Here is an 18,774-nt window from a genome sequence, read left to right as displayed (position 1 = left end):
AAAATCCCAAGTCAATAGATATTTAAATGATTCAACATTTGCTCAAAAACTACCAATAAATTTACAATTTTCCCGGCTATGTATCATCTTTTCCATATAAAAATTACAACACTGCAAATAAAAAAGAGTTGCCTCCAAACAGATTTATCTGTCCGGTGACAACTCCAAGTATATTCAGTTTGATTGACCCTACAATATCTTTTTAATGAAGTCAGCAGCCCTTTTGTTTTTAGTATTCTCAAAAAGCTCCTGGGGAGTGCCGTCTTCCACTATCTTGCCGTCGGCCATGAATATGACCCTGTCGGAAATCTCCCTGGCGAAATTCATCTCGTGGGTTACAATGACAAGTGTCATTCCCTCATCTTTGAGACCTCTTATGACCTCCAGAACCTCAGTCACCATTTCAGGATCAAGGGCGCTTGTGGGCTCGTCGAAGAGTATCATCTTGGGGCTTCTTGCAAGGGACCTCGCTATTGCCACCCTCTGAGACTCTCCTCCCGACAGCTGCGACGGATAAGCATCCTTCCTGTGGTACAGGTTGACCCTTTCAAGAAGCTTAACAGCCACTTCCACTGCATTCTCCCTGGTCTTTCCCTCCACCAGCATCTGTGGCCTAACTATATTGTCAAGAGCCGAATAGTGGGGAAAAAGATTGAATGACTGGAAAACCATGTTCATGTCGTTTGTAAGCTCCCTCTGCTTCTTGTGGCTCACATATTTCCCCTTGATAACCAGCGGGTGTCCGTAGATTTCAATGTCTCCCGCAGTGATCTTCTCAAGATTCGCTATGCATCTGAGCAGTGTGGACTTTCCGCTTCCGCTGGGCCCGATTATGCTCACTATCTTTCCATTTTCAACTTCAAGGGAAATATCCTTCAGCACAGTATTGTCATCGAATTTTTTTATTAGATTGTTGATCTTAATGGCTAACATGGACACACCTCTAATTGAAATAGGAGAATCTTCTTTCGACTCTTCTGAATATTCTTACTACCACCAAAGTCATGAGCAGATAAAGGACTGCTGCAACCAGGTAGGGATCCGTTACGAACTCCCTGGAAGCTATGAGCTTCGTCTGTCTCAGGATATCCCCCAGTGCAATTGCTGCAACAAGGGCAGTATCCTTAACAAGGGTTATTGTCTCGTTGGTCACTGAAGGAAGCACCCGCTTCACTCCCTGGGGAAGTATTATGTGCATGAACGTCTTGGTCCTGCTCATGCCAAGGGTCTCGGCAGCCTCGTACTGGCCCTTGTCTATTGACTCTATTCCTCCCCTGAAAATTTCAGTGAAGTAGGCTGCGTAGTTGATTGTAAAGCCTATATAGGCAACGGTCATCCTCTGGAAGGCTATGCCGTAGACAGGAAGGCCGAAATTGATGAAATAAAGTTGTAACAGCAGGGGCGTTCCCCTGATAATCCAAGTATAAGTATCTATTATGCCGCAAATTAGTTTATTGCCGTTAGTTCTAAGGACAGCAAGGGTCATTCCGATGGGTATGGAAAGGACCAGCGTCACAAAATAAATCTTGAGGGTGATACCTGCACCCTCAAGAATAAACTTCAGCATTGAAGAATAGTAATCCATTATCTAGAAAATACGTCCTCACCGAACCACTTCTCGGATATTGCAGCACCCGATCCGTCCTGAGCCATTTCATCGAGAATCTCGTCGATCTTGTCTCTCAATGCATCTTCGCCTTTTCTGAATCCGATTCCTATCTGCTCGTCTCCGTAAGTGTCTTCAAGGACTCTGAAGATTCCAGGATTCTTTCCAATAGCATATCTTCCTGAAAGCTCGTCAACAACCATTGCATCTAGTATTCCTGACTGAACTCCCATGTACACCTCGTTGAATGAAGAGTACTGTACAACTTCCTCAAGAGTCGCTGCGAATTCAGCATCTGCCTCAACAGCTGCAGCTGCAGTACTTTCTATCTGTACACCTACCTGTGTTCCTTCAAGGTCAGCCTTTGTGTTTACAGGCGACTCATTAAGAACGATTATAACCTGTCTGTCGTTGAAGTAAGGCTTGGAGAAGTTGATGTTCTCCTTTCTCTCTTCAGTGATTGTAAGACCGTTCCATATCATGTCTATGTTTCCTGACTGAAGCTCAAGAACCTTTGAGTCCCACTCGATTGGTTGAAGCCTAAGCTCTACACCAAGTCTCTCGGCAACTTCCTTTGCAAGGTCGATATCGAATCCAACGATTTCGTTGTTCTCGTCCCTGAATCCCATAGGTGCAAAGGTATCGTCAAGACCAAGGATAATGTATCCCTTGTCAAGTACCGCCTGAAGCGAAGCATCCTCTTCAGCAGGTGTTTCAGCATCAGCAGGCGCTTCCGCGTCTTCCTTTGGCGTACATCCAACACCAATTGACAGCATCATAACTACTGCCAGCAATAAAGCTAATATTTTTTTCATTTTGTAATTCTCCTCCCTGATATTTTTGACTCGATAAGTATATCATATGAAAGTATTACAGTAAATAGTGATTTATTGCTAATTGGGTTGATAGACAGCATCAAAAAACATGTCCGCAGATTGACTGTTGACATGCTTGATTTGATTATTGTTGTGGTTTGGATGTTGCTTTCCAGTAGGCGCGGAAGAAGGCTATACATACTCCAAGCATTAACCCAAGGATTCCTCCAATTGCCGTGTTTAATAATTTCCTAGGACCAATAGGATATTCAGGAACTATTGCATACGAGACTATATATATTGAAGATTCACCTATTTTAGTAGATTCAGCAATCAATGACTCTTCATACTTCTTTAAGAAAGCATCATAAGTTTCCTGTGCAATACTTATTTTATTATCTATAAGGGTTTTTTCATAGTTCTTACCCGCTAGTTCCTGCTGAATATTTTCAAGTTCCATCTGATAATCACTTATTTTCAAACTTAACTGTTCAATTTCCTTTTCAAGCTCAGCTTTCTGGATTTTAAGATTTGAGGCATTAATTGTCAAACTTAAATAATTCTTGTTAATTTCTTCACTTTCCATTACTATTTCTGAGGTATCAATAATAGAAATATCATTTAATTCAGATACAACTTGATTGAGCAAGGAATCACTATCTAGAGTCTTTCTTACAGTAATTATTTTAGGTGTTTTACTTATCTCTTCTTCTGTTGCATAAATCCCAGCTATAACCTTGCTAAGCTCTACATTCTTCTGAACTACTTGTGTCTTATAGTTAGTGAGCATTGAAAGAACTGAATTCACTTCTCCCTTGAGCTCATCAACACCTCTTGGCTGTGACAAAAACTGCTTGAGTCCCAAAAGAGCATCGTCAAGTTTTGTCTTTTCAGCTTCAAGTTGTTTTTCTAAAAATTTTGATGAATTTGATGCTCTTTCTTTTGACATATCAGTTATAAAGTCAGTAAATTTATCTGCAAGTGTATTTGCAATTTCTGATGAAAGTTTTGGATTATCACTAGCAACTTTAATAGCAATAAGATTAGTATTACTTATGGTCTCAAGACTTACCATTTTTATCAAACGTGCTACATTAATATTTTCTTTCGATAATCCTAATTCATCAATAGTTTCTTGAAGCACTGCTGGGCTGTTCAACTGCTCTTTATACGTTTGTAACGTCATATTAGGGTATACTGAAATCGAATCCAATATCCCCTCCAAGTCATCTGTATTTGCATTAACACTTGATATTTTTTCAGTAGCATAGGATGCCATCAATACCGTTTCTGCTTCATATACAGGATCCATTATAATATAACCCATTATAGCTGCTACAAACATGAATGCCGTCGTTATTATAGTTATCATTTTCCAATTTTTAAATAATGTCTCTATCAATTCTCTTAAGCTAATTTCTTCACCCATTGCTCATCTCCCGTTTATAATAAATTTCATTCATTTAGATCATATAAAAAAGTTTAAAGTTTATATTTCTAATATTTACGCTTGTGAATACATATGATTATAATACTTCATGTAATCACCAGATATTATATTCTCAATCCATTCAGGATTATCCAAATACCACTGAATCGTTTCTTTCATACCTTGCTCAAATGTATACGCTGGCTCCCATCCAAGTTGAGTTGTAATCTTAGTATTATCAATGGCATATCTTCTATCATGTCCGGGACGGTCCTTAACATACTTAATAAGATTATCCGATTTTCCAAGAATATCTATTATTAGTTTCACAATTTCAATATTAGCTTTTTCATTATTACCACCAATGTTATAGACCTCTCCATCTTTACCGTTATGAAGCACTGTATCAATTGCAGAACAGTGATCAGATACATGTAGCCAATCCCTTATCTGCATCCCATCACCATAAACCGGCAAATCTTTTTCTTTTAAACAATTATTGATTATCAATGGAATCAACTTTTCTGGGAACTGATAAGGTCCATAATTATTGCTACAACGAGTAATATTTACAGGAAATCCAAATGTCTCATTGTATGCTCTTACCATCATATCCGCACTAGCCTTTGAAGCAGAATATGGGCTGTTTGGCATTAGAGGCATAGTCTCAACAAACATACCGGTTTCTTCAAGAGTACCATATACTTCATCTGTTGATACTTGAAGAAATTTAACTCCATCTTTATACTCCCTACAATATTTGTCTTTAGGCCTTACTTTCCAATATTTTTTGGCAACATCTAATAATATTTGAGTACCCACAATATTTGTTGTCAAAAATATTTCTGGCTCCTCTATACTTCTATCAACATGAGATTCTGCCGCAAAATTAACAACAGCCATTATATCATTAACCTCGAAAACCTCTTCAATCTTTTCTCGGTCTCTAATATCAATCTTCATAAATGAATAATTACTTCTACCTCTAATTTCTTCTAAATTTTCAAGGTTCCCAGCATATGTCAGTGCATCAACATTAATTATTTTATTATCTGGATACTTCTTAAGGATTAACCTTATGAAATTACTTCCTATAAAACCTGCTCCACCTGTTACTAATATTGTCTTCATCTACCGCTCCATAAATTTATTCATTAACCAAACTTAACAAGTAATTGCCATATTCTGTCTTTTCGAATTGCTTCCCAATTTCTACAAGTTGCTCAGCAGTTATCCACTTCTTAATATAAGCAATCTCTTCAAGACAAGCGACATATAACCCGGTTCTCTTTTGAACGGTTTTGACAAAGTCTGCAGCATCTGCCAGTCCATCATACGAACCTGTATCAAGCCATGCAAATCCTCTTCCAAGCAATTCAACTTTCAATTTATTCTCATTCAAATATACTTTATTCAAGTCAGTTATTTCCAACTCTCCCCTTGCTGACGGTTCAAGTCTCTTTGCTTTTTCTATTACATTATTGCTATAAAAATAAAGTCCTGGAATTGCATAATTCGATTTTGGATTTGTTGGCTTTTCTTCCAAAGATAGAACATCATAATTCTGATTAAATTCTACAACACCAAATTCATTCGGATTGTTGACATAGTACCCAAAAATTATTGCACCATCCTTAACTCTTGATGCTTCCTCTAATTTAGGGGTAAAACCCTGACCATAAAATACATTATCACCAAGAATCAAGCAGACATCATCATCACCAATAAAGTCTTCTCCCACAATAAATGCGTCAGCCAATCCTCTGGGTGTATCCTGTACTTTATACTCAATACTCAGTCCCAGTTTTGACCCATCTCCAAGTAATCTTTCAAACAAATTCACATATTCAAGATTAGTAATAATCAGTATTTCTCTTATATTGGCCAACATCAAAACCGATAAAGGATAATATATCATCGGTTTGTCATATATAGGCAGTAATTGTTTACTGATACCTTTAGTTATTGGATAAAGCCTTGTTCCATTTCCTCCAGCTAAAATAATCCCTTTCAAAATTCAACCTCCCTTGATGATCCAAACATTCTTATCTATGCTAACTTTTTATCTTTTACATAGCTATAATAAATATCTTTTATTTCTTTTCTATACACATAACACATTAAAGTTAGTACAATTAAACCAACCAAAATATTAAATATAAAACTCGGATTTACGATTGAAAAAACTGCATACAAACATACCAGCATTATCATTAAATAATACCTTTTTAATCCATATTTAATTCTATAAAAATGTAATGAAATCACTGTTCTCAGTGTAAAAAAAACAATATATGAAAAAGCAGTTGCTATTGAAGCTCCAATAGCTCCATATTTAGGTACAAGTATACCATTCCCAATCAAGTTTGTTAAACAGGATATTCCTGCAATTACTATATGCCAATTGGTTTTTTTTGCAAAATTAACACCTATAACTGTAGTTTCAGATACAGTGTACATTACAGGCATAAACACAAGAAATGGCATTATATTTGCCGCTGCTTTAAAATCTTTTCCCAAAAGAGAAATAATGAAATCCTTCCCCGAAATACAAGCTACCGCAATCAATAACATAAAAAATGATACAATATTAAACATTCTTTCATAAAATTGAGTATCATTAGGTTTTTTTTCATAATGTTCATAGCACACCGGGGTCCAAAAAGTTGTAAAAGCAGTCTGTATGACATTAATCAACGCAATTATTCTAAATGAAGCAGCATATAAACCTAATTCTGTGAAGGTACTCCATTCCCTCAATGCAATCTTATCAAATGATTGAAAAAGCCAAGATATTATTGTAGTAAACATTAAAGGATAGCTAAATTTAATTATATCTAATTTTTTATGTTTATATGCAAGTTGTTTTACATTATCAAAGTTCCAAAATGTTTTTTCCAACCTAATAATCAATATTGTTGAAATCACCAAAGCAATTAAATTACTGAATATAATAATTTCGTATTGGCCTCCAATGACAAGATAAAACAGGATTATTGCAATAAAAACTAGAACCTTATTAATTATCTTAGCATTTGAATACCGCTTACCTTTTTGTTGCATTCTAATGACTAACATTCCATATCTGTTGAAAACGTTAAAAATAGTACCAAAAACTAATGCCAACGCAATAGTAAAACTCTTTTCTCCAAATAGATATGTTGTTATTCTACTCCCAAATAACAAGATTATTATTGAGACAAATATCAATATAATCATTGGAATCTCAACACAATTAAATAATAGCTTTGGTCGTTTCTCCATATCTTCTTCATAGAAAAAACGTACAAATGCTTGATCCGTACCAAAAACAATAAATATCATCAAAACACTTATCGCTAGTGTATACATGGATGATTTCCCCAGATTCTCCGGTGAAATAATCCGAGTAATTAGCATAGAACTTCCTAAACCGATAAACAAAGAAATGAAACTACCGTACGAGAATTGTAGAAATTTGTTGAACAAGGAATCTTTCATTTATGAGTTCCTCTATAAAAATCAATTATTTTATCAACTATATACTCAGTCTTGTCCTTTTCTAACCCGTAATACAGAGGGAGCCTCAATAGTCTCTCGCTTTCTTTAGTAGTGTATATATCTTTATTATGAAAAGTTCCATAATTCAAACCTGCTTGTGAACTATGTAAAGGTATATAGTGAAACACTGCTGAAATCTCATTTTTCTTCAAATGCTTAATGATGTTACTTCTCTCTTCTAAATCTTTGCATTTGATATAGAACATATGAGCATTGTGTTCACAGTCTTTAGGTATGTGTGGAAGTTCGATTACTCCTTCCTCTTTAAGCTCTTTCAAACCCTGATAATACATATTCCATGTGTTCAAACGATTGTTATTTATACTTTCGGCTTCCTCCAACTGAGCATACAGGTACGCTGCATTCAGTTCACTTGGCAAGTATGAGCTACCCATATCTACCCATGAGTATTTATCTATCTGTCCTCTAAAAAATTTACTTCTATTTGTGCCTTTTTCACGAATTATTTCAGCTCTATCTATAAATTTCTCGTCTTGTATTATTATTGCTCCACCTTCACCCATTGTGTAATTTTTGGTTTCATGGAAACTATAACATCCAATGTCTCCCATTGTTCCTAATGCATTTCCTTTATATGTTGCCATTACTCCTTGAGCAGCATCTTCAATAACATAGAGATTGTGTTTTTTAGCAATTTCCATTATCTTATCCATTTCACAAGAAATACCTGCATAATGAACTGGAACTATAGCTTTAGTTTTTTCAGTTACTGCTTCTTCAATCAAACTCTCGTCTATATTCATTGTATCCGGTCTAATATCAACAAATACCAGTTTAGCTCCTCTCAATACAAAAGCATTTACAGTTGAAACAAATGTAAATGAAGGAACAATGATCTCATCTCCTGGTTTAATGTCAATCAGTATTGCTGCCATCTCCAAAGCATGCGTACATGAAGTTGTCATCAAACACTGTTTGGTCTTGAATTTTTCCTCAAACCATGCATTGCATTTTTTAGTGAAAGGTCCATCCCCGCAAAGCTTATTATTTTTTTCAATCACTTGTTTTATATATTCTATCTCTTTACCAACATGTGGGGGTTTATTAAAATTTATCATCATTATAACTCTCCAAGATATTATTTTAGTGGTCTAAGTAATTACTTTTTCCTAAATTACTACTTCACTAATCTGATTATACATAGTGTTTATATAGTAACAATACTTTTAAATACTCTGACATACGCATTAATCATATTATTAAACAGTTTATAAATTTCAAATCTTGAGATAAATAGATTGTTTCAATACCAGTTAATTGAGTTACTAAATTGTAAAATCAATCCTAATACCTATATTCCGTGTTCAATTCCACCTTTAAAATCGATTTACTCACTTATACAGTAGTAAATTTATTATATTATAATTATTTAGACACTCCTAGAACAAATAATAATCATTCTCTGTTATCATTCTTTCAAATCAATCATAAGCACCTAAAGAAATTTAGTCTATTCTTTTTCCTACCATAGTCTTACACCACTCATAATTTAAGTTCTTCTAAATACTGTCTTTCCAAATCTAACATATCTTTTTTTCTATCATTAATTGGTCTTGCTGGAATACCTGAATATATTTTCCAAGGTTTTGTATTCTTTGTGACCATAGACATAGCACCTACAGAACAACCTTCCTCTATCGTTACTCCTGGAAATATCATACTACCAGCGCCTATAATTACATGTTTATTAATAAAAATCGGTTTTTTTGTTTCTTTTTTATACTTATCAGGTATAGTTGGATTAGTTAATGTCAAGCCAGTATAATCATCTGATTGAGTAAACACATTAACACCATAAGCTAGACCTGAAAAATCTTCCATAACAATTCCTTTTTCACCACCAGCCATATTACAATAAACAGCTATATGAACATTTTTCCCAATTGTAATCTTTCCCGATAAAACACAAAAATCATCTATTCTTGAATTGTCACCAATTGAGATTAATTCATGATTATATATACTAGCCCGATTACTTATCTTTACATTTTTTCCAATATACTTAAATCCCAATTCTTCTAATTCTTTTCTTGTATAAAAAGCCATAATATTCCTCCCATAGGTTAAGACTTAAATATTGAATCTAAATCATCTATTAATTTTTCTTCCGAAAATATTTCTTTTATTTTTTTGATATTTTCACATATTATTTTTTTATCCATTTTCTCAAATAAATTATTGAGACTACTGTTTGTTTCGTATAATTTTATTCCATATTTAATATAAACACCCCAAGTAGTGATATCATCCCTTATATAAACTTTCTTCCCTAATCCTAGAAGTGTAGTAATGTTACCCATCGCCTGCTGCCTCTTATGATTAAATATTGCAATATCGGTCCTTCCTAAAATATCTAAATATTCCTCAAATGGCAAAAAATCTATAAAGGGTTCAAATTTATCATGAAATATTTCTTTCCCTGATTTGATAATTTCATCTCTGTATTTTGAATTACCATATGATAGAGGACAGAAAATTTTAATATTTTCATTTTTGTATCCACTTAATTTCTCAAATATTTCCAAATGATTATTGCTAGGATCTGCAGAGTTTCCAACTTGAATAAATGTTGTTTCCTCTTCCTTTTTAGGTTCAAGACTATATTCCTTATATAAATTGCTTGGATACATAAAAGAATAAAAATATTCACCTTTTACTCCATACCATTTTTTTGCTAATTCATAATCTCCATATATATGTGTAACTATGCCATGAATACGACTATAGACAAATTTTCTCAATGAGTGTTTTAAATATTCTTTAAAATTTCTTGACTTATTTTGATAAGTATATAAGTCCGCTCCCCAGACAACCCAGTAGGTTTTTCTAAGAAAACTCTTATGAATAAAAAGAAAATATATTAAATGAGTGTTAATTAAACTGTGAAATATTATCTTTTTACTTTCTTTCATATGTTTATTCAATAATCTTATACTGTCTTTCACATTGTCAATTACTACAACCTGCTCATTTTTCTCAATTTCATATTTGCTTGATTTGATAACAAGAAACTTATGTTCATCAGAATCAAAATTACGATTGATAAAATCAATATAATCGGGTATAAATTTTTCATTACTACATACATGCAAGTATCTCATTCGTTCACCAATAAAACCATATTATTCTATATTTCCTTTCTTTACAATAATATTAGATTTCACCATTTAAGATTTCACTTGCTATAGAAACTGAATTCAGCGATTCGCAAGGAGAATAATCTTTTGGATTCTCTATTATCCAATTTATTGTATCTTCGATTTCCTTTTTATTATTATCACAAATAATATATCGATTAAATGATTCTAAATATTCTTTCATCTCTTCCTTATTTTCTCCATCAAGTAAAACAAGTATTGGTTTATTTGTTGCTGCATAATGATATATCTTGCCAGGTATTTGCATTCCTGAACTATTCAACATACATACTAGCAAGTCAGAATTTCCTTCTAAATCATCTACATTTTTCCTTGGATATATACATACATTTTTGCATTCTTCTAAGACAATGTCTGAATCGCCTGCTATATTCAAATGGACAACTCCTTCCATTTTTTTACAAGCATTATACAAAGGATTAATATTCCTTACTCTACTCTTGTAGGCCCCGAAATACCCCACTGTATATGTTTCATTTAAGGTTTTTACATAATTCTTTTTTTTGATATATGGTATAGGAGCCCACATCATTTTTTTGCTAAGTTTCGGAAATTCATCAACTTGTTGCTTGTATGTAAAAGGCGAAACATAAACAATTCTATCTGCTGTTTTTAACAGATTAAATTCAATAATCCTTAGAATCCATTTAGGGTACATCGACTTATGTGTAATATCATTTGCTAAAGGATCTCCCCAATATTGTATCCATTTATTATATTTTATGCCTTTATCAATTAATCTTCTCATAGCTACATGAGATGATTTAGGGTCTGATGATGAAATTATAATATCGTATTCTTTTGTATCTAGAAGGTCTATATTTACATTCTTTGAAATATTATATGTATAATCGTATATTGATATTTTGTGGTAAATGGATCTTAACAACTTGATAAAAATCGATTTTAATGAACTTTTTTTCTTAGAACTTACAGTAATAGAATCATAAAGTTGATTATGATTTGCTCTAACAATATTCAAAGAATCAATTATACTAGTATTCTTATTAATTACATGACAATTGCTAATCGGAATCGTCATATAGTCAACTTCATGACCTAATCGAATTAAGCCATCTGCTACTGCTAAAGTTCTCAGAGTAGAAGAATTCAAACCTTCCACGGGTGACATTTTTATTAAAAGAATTCTCATATTTTCATCCTTTACTTAATTAATATATAAATTATTGCCGCAAAACAAATACTTAGTGCTGTAGCCATAAATATTAATTTCCGATCATTTTCATTCGTGCTAAAAAACTCCCTGAATATCAGTATCCACATAAAGGGATATAACATAATAAAATGTCTAAATGTGAAAGTGGTTACAACAATACCTAACATGAATGTAATAAAAAGAATAAATACCTTATCAATTCTCAATATGTTTTTTACTAAATATGGAAGTAGAAATATTTGCATTACTGTTCCAAATGACACTAATACATCAAAAAAAAGCTTAATATCCGTTAACATCTTTGGAGTTTTTATTATTGGTACTGGAATTGGCGAAACCAATCCATATGCGAATCTTACAACAAAACCAAACGGAAATAGAGGTATTTTAAAAATTTCATTTGATAATCCATCACTTAATTCTAATTTATGTATAGTATATCTTTCATTAAATGCCACAATCAGATCAAAAACATTAAATAAATCTGCAATTATCAATGCGACTAATAATAACAGCATATACATTCCAAAATTTCTTATATTAAGTCTGTGTTTCTTCAGAAAAATACTAACCAATATAATGGCAATAATAAACACTAAGCTCTGGTTTCTTATCCAATATGAAATATATGCTATTAATCCAGTAATAAAAAAGGTCTTTAATCCAGATACAAAACTAATGTTTTCTTTTTGCAATAGTCTATCCCAAATATAAAAGACTGAAAACAATAAAAATATTATTAAAGTATCTCTAAAAACATGTACACTGATATAAATAGCATTTGGAAATAATATCGAAACAATGAGAACAATCAAGTTTTTATGATCACTAAATCCATAATTTTCTTTAAAGTATGATGTTGTCAAAACCCCTAGTGCTATTAAAAAATTTATATTTAAAACTCGAAAAGCTATTGTGTGGTAACCACCAAAGCTCTCTACTACTCTCATAATCCAAGAAATAATCCATAAAAACCCTTTCGAATTATGATACCTTAATTTCGGATCCTGTGCATATTTATAGGGCATTAAATATCCCTCATCCATCACATAGGTTGACATCTCTTCAAATGCTAAATCATCTGAACCGCCGGAAAAATATGGGGCTCCATATTGATAATCGTACCCACAATACGCTACTAACATCATTATTATTGCTATTAAATAAATTATTGATAACACTATTTCAAATTTCAGATTAGTTTTATTAACAACATAGGTTACAAGAAGCATACCCATCATTCCTACAATTAGAATACTTATGGATTCAAATGTAAGTGTTAAAGTTATTAGTAATAGTATGTTTATTGTAAAATAAAAGAACATAATTCAACCTCTGTCAATTTACCTAGTAAAGCTTTTCAGTAAAAATATTACCTTAATACATTCTCAAGATATTTTTTTGCTACATTTGAATCGGAAAACTTCCTTGATGTCTTCAATGCATTTAATACTATTTCATTCTTTTCGTGTGAAGACATGTTCCTAATCATAGTAATAATACTAGCCAATTCATTCTTATTGCCCTGTTCACATAAAAAGCCATTGAAACCATGTACAATTATACCGTCCATCCCACCATTTTTTGAAGCTATTACAATACATCCCTGTGACATAGCCTCAATATAAACAAGACCAAATGTTTCGTTATCACTAATCATAACAAAAATTTCTGACTTGCAAAGCAATCCAATAACATCATTTCTTTTTTTATATCCAAGAAAACTTATTCTATCTGACAACTCATTTTTTTCACAAATCATTTGTAAGTTGTATTTTTCAGCACCATCTCCAACAACATTTAAAGAGAAACGATTATTTTCATACACACTACCGAGAGCCATAATCAATGAATCGATATTTTTCCTTTTTATTAGTCGACCTACATAAATATATGAGTTCTTAACCTTTTTACCTATTAAGTCAAAAAAATCATCTACATCATGAAAATATCTATCGCTAATACCCGAATAACAAATAAATGGCTCCACTGCATTTTGTGATAATTTCTTTACTTCACAAGCTATTGCATTAGAACGTGCTCCTAAAACATCAATATTCTTAATCATATTTGTTATCAAATCAGTATATCTTCTCTGGTTTATATACACTAGTGCATGAAAGACTAAACCCGTTCTTGCATTAAATATTTCTTTCAATTTCGAAATCAACTGAATCTGTGGATTTTCCCAATGCCCCAATATTAAATCTGGTTTGAATCTTTCATTATCCAACAATTTTTCAATTTTAATAAGTTGTTTTTGGATTTGCCTCTCTGAAAACATCTTCTTAGGTATTATTTTCAATAACGGTAATCTAAAACATTTTACGCCATTTATTGTTGAATTCAACTCTTTACTTTGGCTATAATTGGGAATTACAATTCCTAATTTTGAATTAATTTTCTTCAAAACGCTATCTGGCAGTAAATATAATATCTTGGGATATCGGCTTGAGTTATGAACAACCAAAACTTCATGCCCTTGCTTGACCCATTCTTCAGAAAAATATTGCACAACAGGTGTTACCCCTATATTTTTTTCATCATCTAATTGTGGATAAATTGAAGTTAGAACCAATATCTTCATAAAAGACCATACACCTCGCTTAAAGCTTATATTTATGTCCATTCTCAATATCTGTATGTTTGTTCCATTTTATGTTTGCTCTTCTATGTTATAACTTGTAAACATCATTAAACCCACATATATTCTTTGTATCTAAAATAAGCTTCCCTTTTATCTGTTCCATATTATTTTTTATGTGATCATGTGCTGTCATAATAACCAAAATCTCAATTTCATTTAGAAAATCTTCAAAATTCATAAATTGGTGGTCAACAATTCTTTCCTTAATAAATGGATCAAAAACCTTTACTCCAAAAGCCAAGTGTTCATCCATTCTCTCCAGGAGCTGAAGTGTGGGACTCTCTCTTATATCATCCACATTTTCCTTGTAGGAAAGTCCATAAATTCCAATTTTGGATATATCCGTAATTTTGTGTTCTCTCATGATATCTCTGATTCTACCAAGTACATGGCCAGGCATAGAATCATTAATCTTTCTAGCTGCAAGTATTAAATTAGTCAAATCAGGATAATCTCCAACTAAAAACCAAGGATCTACCGAAATACAGTGGCCACCTACCCCTGGTCCTGGCTGGAGTATATTAACTCTAGGATGTTTGTTCGCTGTATTGATAATTTCATAAACATCCATGTCGTCAGTTCTACAAATTTTAGCTAATTCATTAGCGAACGCAATGTTTATATCTCTGTATGTATTTTCAACAACTTTTGACATTTCTGCAGATCTAATATCAGTAATAACAATCTCAGCTTGGCAAAAGCTTGAATATAAATCTTTGACTTTATTTCCTACTTCAAAGCTATCAGCACCTATGGTTCTAGAATTATTCTCAAGTTCATATATCATATTGCCTGGTATTATTCGTTCAGGTGCATGTACAAGATGAATGTCTTTCCCTATCACTACACCTCTTTTTATGACTTCCGGACGAACATACTTGTCAATTGACCCCGGAGATATAGTTGATTCTATAATTATTATCGAGCCTTTTTCACAAACATCCAACACACTGTTTATAGCCGAAATCACATATTGGGGATCAAGCTTTTTATTTTCCTTTATATATGGTGTAGGTACTGCAATAATATATGTATCCGTTTTTTGATATGATGATGTAAACTTTATCCCATTTTCTGCTGCACAACTAAACAAATCTTCAAGTCCGTCTTCTTCAAATGTTAACCTTCCTTCTGCTAATGAATCCACAAGTTCATCATTATTGTCAGTACCAACCACTTCAATTCCGCTCTTTGCAAACATCAAAGCTGTAGGGAGTCCAATATATCCAAGTCCTATAATATTAATCATTTTAAGCCTTCCTTTTTTCGTTTTAGTATAAATTTATTTCATACATTACTTTGCATACTCCGTCCTCAATCTTACGAGAAACGCAAATCCTATTAACTCTATCTTTTCTCAAATAATACAAGCTACTAAAAGAGTCTTCGACTCTTATATTTCCCTTTATTTTCACTGATGCAATTTTTTTATTGTCAGCCAATAAAATAAATCCTTCCTCCGACAACTCAACTTCACAGGGTGAATGAAAAATAAAATCACAGGTTCCTGCCTTAGACAGTAATTTATCTTCAATCAAATAACCATTCTCTTTTTTTAATATCTTTCTTTCATGACTGTAGCCGTTCTTCGAATTCATTCTTCCATAAAAACTAGAGTCATTAAACTCAACATAATCTCTTTTAGTCCAGTCAGTCACCAAAAAAGCTCCATGCTTATTCATTTGATCAACTCCAAATATTTTAACAATATTGTGACCAATCGTAGAAGTAAGCTCTTTGCCCAATTCACTTGCATATGAATAGGTCCCAGAATCACATAGAAGATTCACACCTTTATGCCATACATCTATATGCAATTGATCCATATGGGCTGGTCTAGATTTATAATTTTGTAGACAAGTCATAAGGAATCCATCATCATGTCTTATAGTGTAATATCCTGATTCATTAAAAGATTCTGATTTTTTCTTTATATCTGCCATCGGTAAATCTATCTCATCCCCAAACCACAACAATTCTTCATCAAAAGGACCATTTTCATATAATCTCTTTTTTTCAATTAAAGCATAGGTCGTATTTAATACAGGTCTAAAATCCCTGTAGCCGCAAGTGGATAATGGGAATATCAACGCTCCATCATTTGACCCATAATTCGGTACATCACCATTGTCTGCTTGCACTTGATGAAGCAATAAAACACTATTCTTCAATCTATCAGTTTCAGTTATACTAATTCCAGTTTTTTTACTAATCTTATGCAGGCATTCCAGTATTTGAAGTGTAAATCTATGATAATTAAATGAATATTGTGTATAACCTCCGTCTTGCAAAAATTGATTGCTGATTTCAGAATTCATTAATTTATATGCTTTCTTTACCTTTTCTCTATCATCACTGCACCAGGCTCCAATTATCATTCCAAGTATTTCAGAAAAAGTATGATTGTTTTTTATACATTTATGTGCATAGAAAAAATTGGATAGCACTTTTTTATAGCTTCCATCTACTATCAATTTTACGTTCTGTGAATCTTCGTCAGTTATTAATCCATAATCATTAAATACTGAATATGCTATCAATACATTAATCATACGTAAAGTTGCTTCTTGACCACATTTGTAGTTGGATCCATAAGAATATGGATTATTCTTCAACCAATTCTCAATTTGATTAGAAAAAGCTATGTAGTACTTTTTATCTCTAGTAATCAAATACGCCCTGACAAAAAATAAAAAATGCGTTAATCTAGAGGCTTCCCAAATAACTTTTATATCCCCTACATTTGAATCAAAGTCAGGAATCTCATACCATTTTACATCCTTGCTGTTTCCCAGCCCAGTCAAAGGATTCAAATGCCAATTAATAGGATCCCCAAAATTTAAATCAACTGATGAAAAGCCTTTGATTATGCCCTCCATAGCCTTATCAGCTATGTCAATAATTTCTCCTTTTGCTTCTATATCAATTTTAGACAAATAATCACTTATTGTTTCCAAATTAAAATCAAATAAATCAATTCGTTTAATTTCAATATCCTTTTCAAACAATTTTTCTGTAAAAGGAAATTTTGTCATTATTTTTAGTTTTGCTGAATAAAGATTACGATTGATTGTCCACCCCAATCCGTACTCTGATAATACTGATCTAAGCACATTTATCATGACATTTGACTCTCCATTAATGATATCATCTTACTCGTTAGCACTTTGTAATCAAAATCTTCAGCTCCTAGCTTGGCATTTCCACTAATCTCATTATATCTTTCTTCAGACATTTCAAATATTCCTGTTACTGCATCTGCTAAAGCTTCAGGTGTATCTTTTTCCAATGCAATTCCACAATCATATTTATCAATAGGTGAATATCCCATCTTTACCGTTGAGATAATAGGTTTTCCTGATGCCATATACTCAAACAATTTATTTGAACTGTTCCCTCTAGACCAATTGTATTTACTCTGTGAGTAATTTAAAATATTTACTGATGATTTGCTTAAAACATAAGGAATATATTTTTTATCTACATACCCTTTTAATTTTACATTAGTAATTCCCTCATCTACAATGCGCTTTCTCAATATTTCCAGCTGATTACCCTCCCCAAAAATCAGGAACTGTACATTGTCATTGTCTTCTATTAATTTTGCAGCATCTAATATGTTCCCGACATTATTTATTGGGCGAATCGCACCTGTATATATAACTTTGAATTTAGCATTATTTAAATCTTCATCACAGATTGTTTCACTCCTTATCTGTTCAGAAAACGCTTCAATGTCCACTCCGTTGTTTATGTAGTAACATTTATCGTCAGAGATATCACCCCCACTGCTTTTAAGCCACATTCTTTCTCTTAAATAATCCGTATCACCTTCTTTAAGAAAAACCAATGCGTCCGAATTCTTGTATATCCAATGTTCACCTGCTATTAGCAACTGTCCTAAAATACTTTTCTCTTTTGTTTTACCAAATGCAAATATTGTCTCTGGCCATAAATCCCTAACTTCACATATGCATGGTACTTTAAACCTTTTTGCTATTTTTATACCGGCTACCAACGCAAGTGGATGAGGAGAAGAAGCATAAATAATATCAGGCTTCTCTACTAATTTACCCTAGAATATTCATAAAAACTACATAAAACCCAAAAAACTCAGTAAATTCAACATGTTACTCAAAAGGTGTCCTTCACCCGTTGGGTGAAGCAAATCTTCATCAAAAATTAAAGAAAAGAACCCGATTTTGTGGTAAAGTTTAAGTGCCTAAACAAAAACATATCACAAAAGGAGTTCTTTCTATGACAAGTTTACAGCATAGTGCATTAAATTTCAACAAAAGTCTTTCATACAATTTTGATGGAGGCAACCTTTCATCGGATTCAGGGCTTCTTCTGGTCCGTTCATTTATTGAAAAATTGGGAC

The 18,774-nt window shown here is 32.7% G+C and carries 16 protein-coding genes; all 16 read right to left on the bottom strand.

Features of this window, described 5'->3' with window-relative positions:
- Positions 1-189: 189 nt before the first annotated feature.
- Entirely contained in the window at positions 190-933 is a 744-nt protein-coding gene (locus tag BUB05_RS15830; protein WP_073050589.1) for an amino acid ABC transporter ATP-binding protein, read from the bottom strand.
- A gap of 10 nt (positions 934-943) precedes the next feature.
- The gene (locus BUB05_RS15825; protein WP_073050588.1) at positions 944-1,585 is read right to left on the bottom strand and encodes an amino acid ABC transporter permease; all 642 of its coding nucleotides are present in this window, start codon (positions 1,583-1,585) and stop codon (positions 944-946) included.
- A complete protein-coding gene (locus tag BUB05_RS15820) occupies positions 1,585-2,421 on the bottom strand; it encodes an amino acid ABC transporter substrate-binding protein (RefSeq protein ID WP_073050587.1) in 837 nt (278 codons plus the stop codon). Before BUB05_RS15820 ends, BUB05_RS15825 begins: the two co-directional genes overlap by 1 nt.
- A gap of 145 nt (positions 2,422-2,566) precedes the next feature.
- Positions 2,567-3,850 carry a GumC family protein gene (locus BUB05_RS15815; protein WP_073050586.1) on the bottom strand — a complete coding sequence of 428 codons (1,284 nt, stop codon included), beginning with the start codon at positions 3,848-3,850 and terminating at the stop codon, positions 2,567-2,569.
- A 75-nt stretch (positions 3,851-3,925) separates the two neighbouring features.
- Positions 3,926-4,981: a dTDP-glucose 4,6-dehydratase gene (gene rfbB, locus BUB05_RS15810; protein ID WP_073050585.1), complete on the bottom strand. Its 1,056-nt coding sequence runs from the start codon at positions 4,979-4,981 to the stop codon at positions 3,926-3,928.
- A gap of 16 nt (positions 4,982-4,997) precedes the next feature.
- Entirely contained in the window at positions 4,998-5,864 is an 867-nt protein-coding gene (gene rfbA / locus BUB05_RS15805; RefSeq protein WP_073050584.1) for a glucose-1-phosphate thymidylyltransferase RfbA, read from the bottom strand.
- Between the two features lie 35 nt (positions 5,865-5,899).
- Entirely contained in the window at positions 5,900-7,330 is a 1,431-nt protein-coding gene (locus BUB05_RS15800) for an oligosaccharide flippase family protein (RefSeq protein WP_073050583.1), read from the bottom strand.
- Positions 7,327-8,469 carry a dTDP-4-amino-4,6-dideoxygalactose transaminase gene (gene rffA, locus BUB05_RS15795; protein ID WP_073050614.1) on the bottom strand — a complete coding sequence of 381 codons (1,143 nt, stop codon included), beginning with the start codon at positions 8,467-8,469 and terminating at the stop codon, positions 7,327-7,329. The genes BUB05_RS15800 and rffA overlap by 4 nt, the downstream gene beginning before the upstream one ends.
- Positions 8,470-8,893: 424 nt before the next feature.
- Positions 8,894-9,457: an acyltransferase gene (locus BUB05_RS15790; protein ID WP_073050582.1), complete on the bottom strand. Its 564-nt coding sequence runs from the start codon at positions 9,455-9,457 to the stop codon at positions 8,894-8,896.
- Between the two features lie 17 nt (positions 9,458-9,474).
- On the bottom strand, positions 9,475-10,512 hold the full coding sequence (locus tag BUB05_RS15785) for a TDP-N-acetylfucosamine:lipid II N-acetylfucosaminyltransferase family protein (protein WP_073050581.1): 1,038 nt from the start codon (positions 10,510-10,512) through the stop codon (positions 9,475-9,477).
- A 52-nt stretch (positions 10,513-10,564) separates the two neighbouring features.
- On the bottom strand, positions 10,565-11,722 hold the full coding sequence (locus BUB05_RS15780) for a glycosyltransferase family protein (protein ID WP_073050580.1): 1,158 nt from the start codon (positions 11,720-11,722) through the stop codon (positions 10,565-10,567).
- 11 nt (positions 11,723-11,733) lie between these two features.
- The gene (locus BUB05_RS15775; RefSeq protein ID WP_073050579.1) at positions 11,734-13,071 is read right to left on the bottom strand and encodes a hypothetical protein; all 1,338 of its coding nucleotides are present in this window, start codon (positions 13,069-13,071) and stop codon (positions 11,734-11,736) included.
- A 47-nt stretch (positions 13,072-13,118) separates the two neighbouring features.
- Positions 13,119-14,333 carry a glycosyltransferase family 4 protein gene (locus BUB05_RS15770; RefSeq protein ID WP_073050578.1) on the bottom strand — a complete coding sequence of 405 codons (1,215 nt, stop codon included), beginning with the start codon at positions 14,331-14,333 and terminating at the stop codon, positions 13,119-13,121.
- An 88-nt stretch (positions 14,334-14,421) separates the two neighbouring features.
- A complete protein-coding gene (locus BUB05_RS15765) occupies positions 14,422-15,642 on the bottom strand; it encodes a nucleotide sugar dehydrogenase (protein ID WP_073050577.1) in 1,221 nt (406 codons plus the stop codon).
- Between the two features lie 22 nt (positions 15,643-15,664).
- Complete coding sequence (locus tag BUB05_RS15760; protein ID WP_073050576.1) at positions 15,665-17,515, bottom strand: alginate lyase family protein; 1,851 nt, start codon at positions 17,513-17,515, stop codon at positions 15,665-15,667.
- On the bottom strand, positions 17,512-18,444 hold the full coding sequence (locus tag BUB05_RS15755) for a glycosyltransferase family 4 protein (RefSeq protein ID WP_094763006.1): 933 nt from the start codon (positions 18,442-18,444) through the stop codon (positions 17,512-17,514). The genes BUB05_RS15760 and BUB05_RS15755 overlap by 4 nt, the downstream gene beginning before the upstream one ends.
- Positions 18,445-18,774 lie beyond the last annotated feature (330 nt).

Origin of the sequence: Dethiosulfatibacter aminovorans DSM 17477, from assembly GCF_900142005.1 — a bacterium.
In the GTDB taxonomy this organism is placed as follows: Bacteria; Bacillota; Clostridia; order Tissierellales; family Dethiosulfatibacteraceae; genus Dethiosulfatibacter; species Dethiosulfatibacter aminovorans.
The sequence above is the reverse complement of the archived record's forward strand: the minus strand, read 5'-3'. Positions and strand labels throughout refer to the sequence as shown.

Excerpts from the sequence above, each read along its gene's own strand:
- BUB05_RS15830 (WP_073050589.1), bottom strand. The coding sequence starts at position 933 with ATGTTAGCCATTAAGATCAACAATCTAATAAAAAAATTCGATGACAAT.
- BUB05_RS15825 (WP_073050588.1), bottom strand. The coding sequence starts at position 1,585 with ATGGATTACTATTCTTCAATGCTGAAGTTTATTCTTGAGGGTGCAGGT.
- BUB05_RS15820 (WP_073050587.1), bottom strand. The coding sequence starts at position 2,421 with ATGAAAAAAATATTAGCTTTATTGCTGGCAGTAGTTATGATGCTGTCA.
- BUB05_RS15815 (WP_073050586.1), bottom strand. The coding sequence starts at position 3,850 with ATGGGTGAAGAAATTAGCTTAAGAGAATTGATAGAGACATTATTTAAA.
- rfbB (WP_073050585.1), bottom strand. The coding sequence starts at position 4,981 with ATGAAGACAATATTAGTAACAGGTGGAGCAGGTTTTATAGGAAGTAAT.
- BUB05_RS15800 (WP_073050583.1), bottom strand. The coding sequence starts at position 7,330 with ATGAAAGATTCCTTGTTCAACAAATTTCTACAATTCTCGTACGGTAGT.
- rffA (WP_073050614.1), bottom strand. The coding sequence starts at position 8,469 with ATGATAAATTTTAATAAACCCCCACATGTTGGTAAAGAGATAGAATAT.
- BUB05_RS15790 (WP_073050582.1), bottom strand. The coding sequence starts at position 9,457 with ATGGCTTTTTATACAAGAAAAGAATTAGAAGAATTGGGATTTAAGTAT.
- BUB05_RS15785 (WP_073050581.1), bottom strand. The coding sequence starts at position 10,512 with ATGAGATACTTGCATGTATGTAGTAATGAAAAATTTATACCCGATTAT.
- BUB05_RS15780 (WP_073050580.1), bottom strand. The coding sequence starts at position 11,722 with ATGAGAATTCTTTTAATAAAAATGTCACCCGTGGAAGGTTTGAATTCT.
- BUB05_RS15775 (WP_073050579.1), bottom strand. The coding sequence starts at position 13,071 with ATGTTCTTTTATTTTACAATAAACATACTATTACTAATAACTTTAACA.
- BUB05_RS15770 (WP_073050578.1), bottom strand. The coding sequence starts at position 14,333 with ATGAAGATATTGGTTCTAACTTCAATTTATCCACAATTAGATGATGAA.
- BUB05_RS15765 (WP_073050577.1), bottom strand. The coding sequence starts at position 15,642 with ATGATTAATATTATAGGACTTGGATATATTGGACTCCCTACAGCTTTG.
- BUB05_RS15760 (WP_073050576.1), bottom strand. The coding sequence starts at position 17,515 with ATGATAAATGTGCTTAGATCAGTATTATCAGAGTACGGATTGGGGTGG.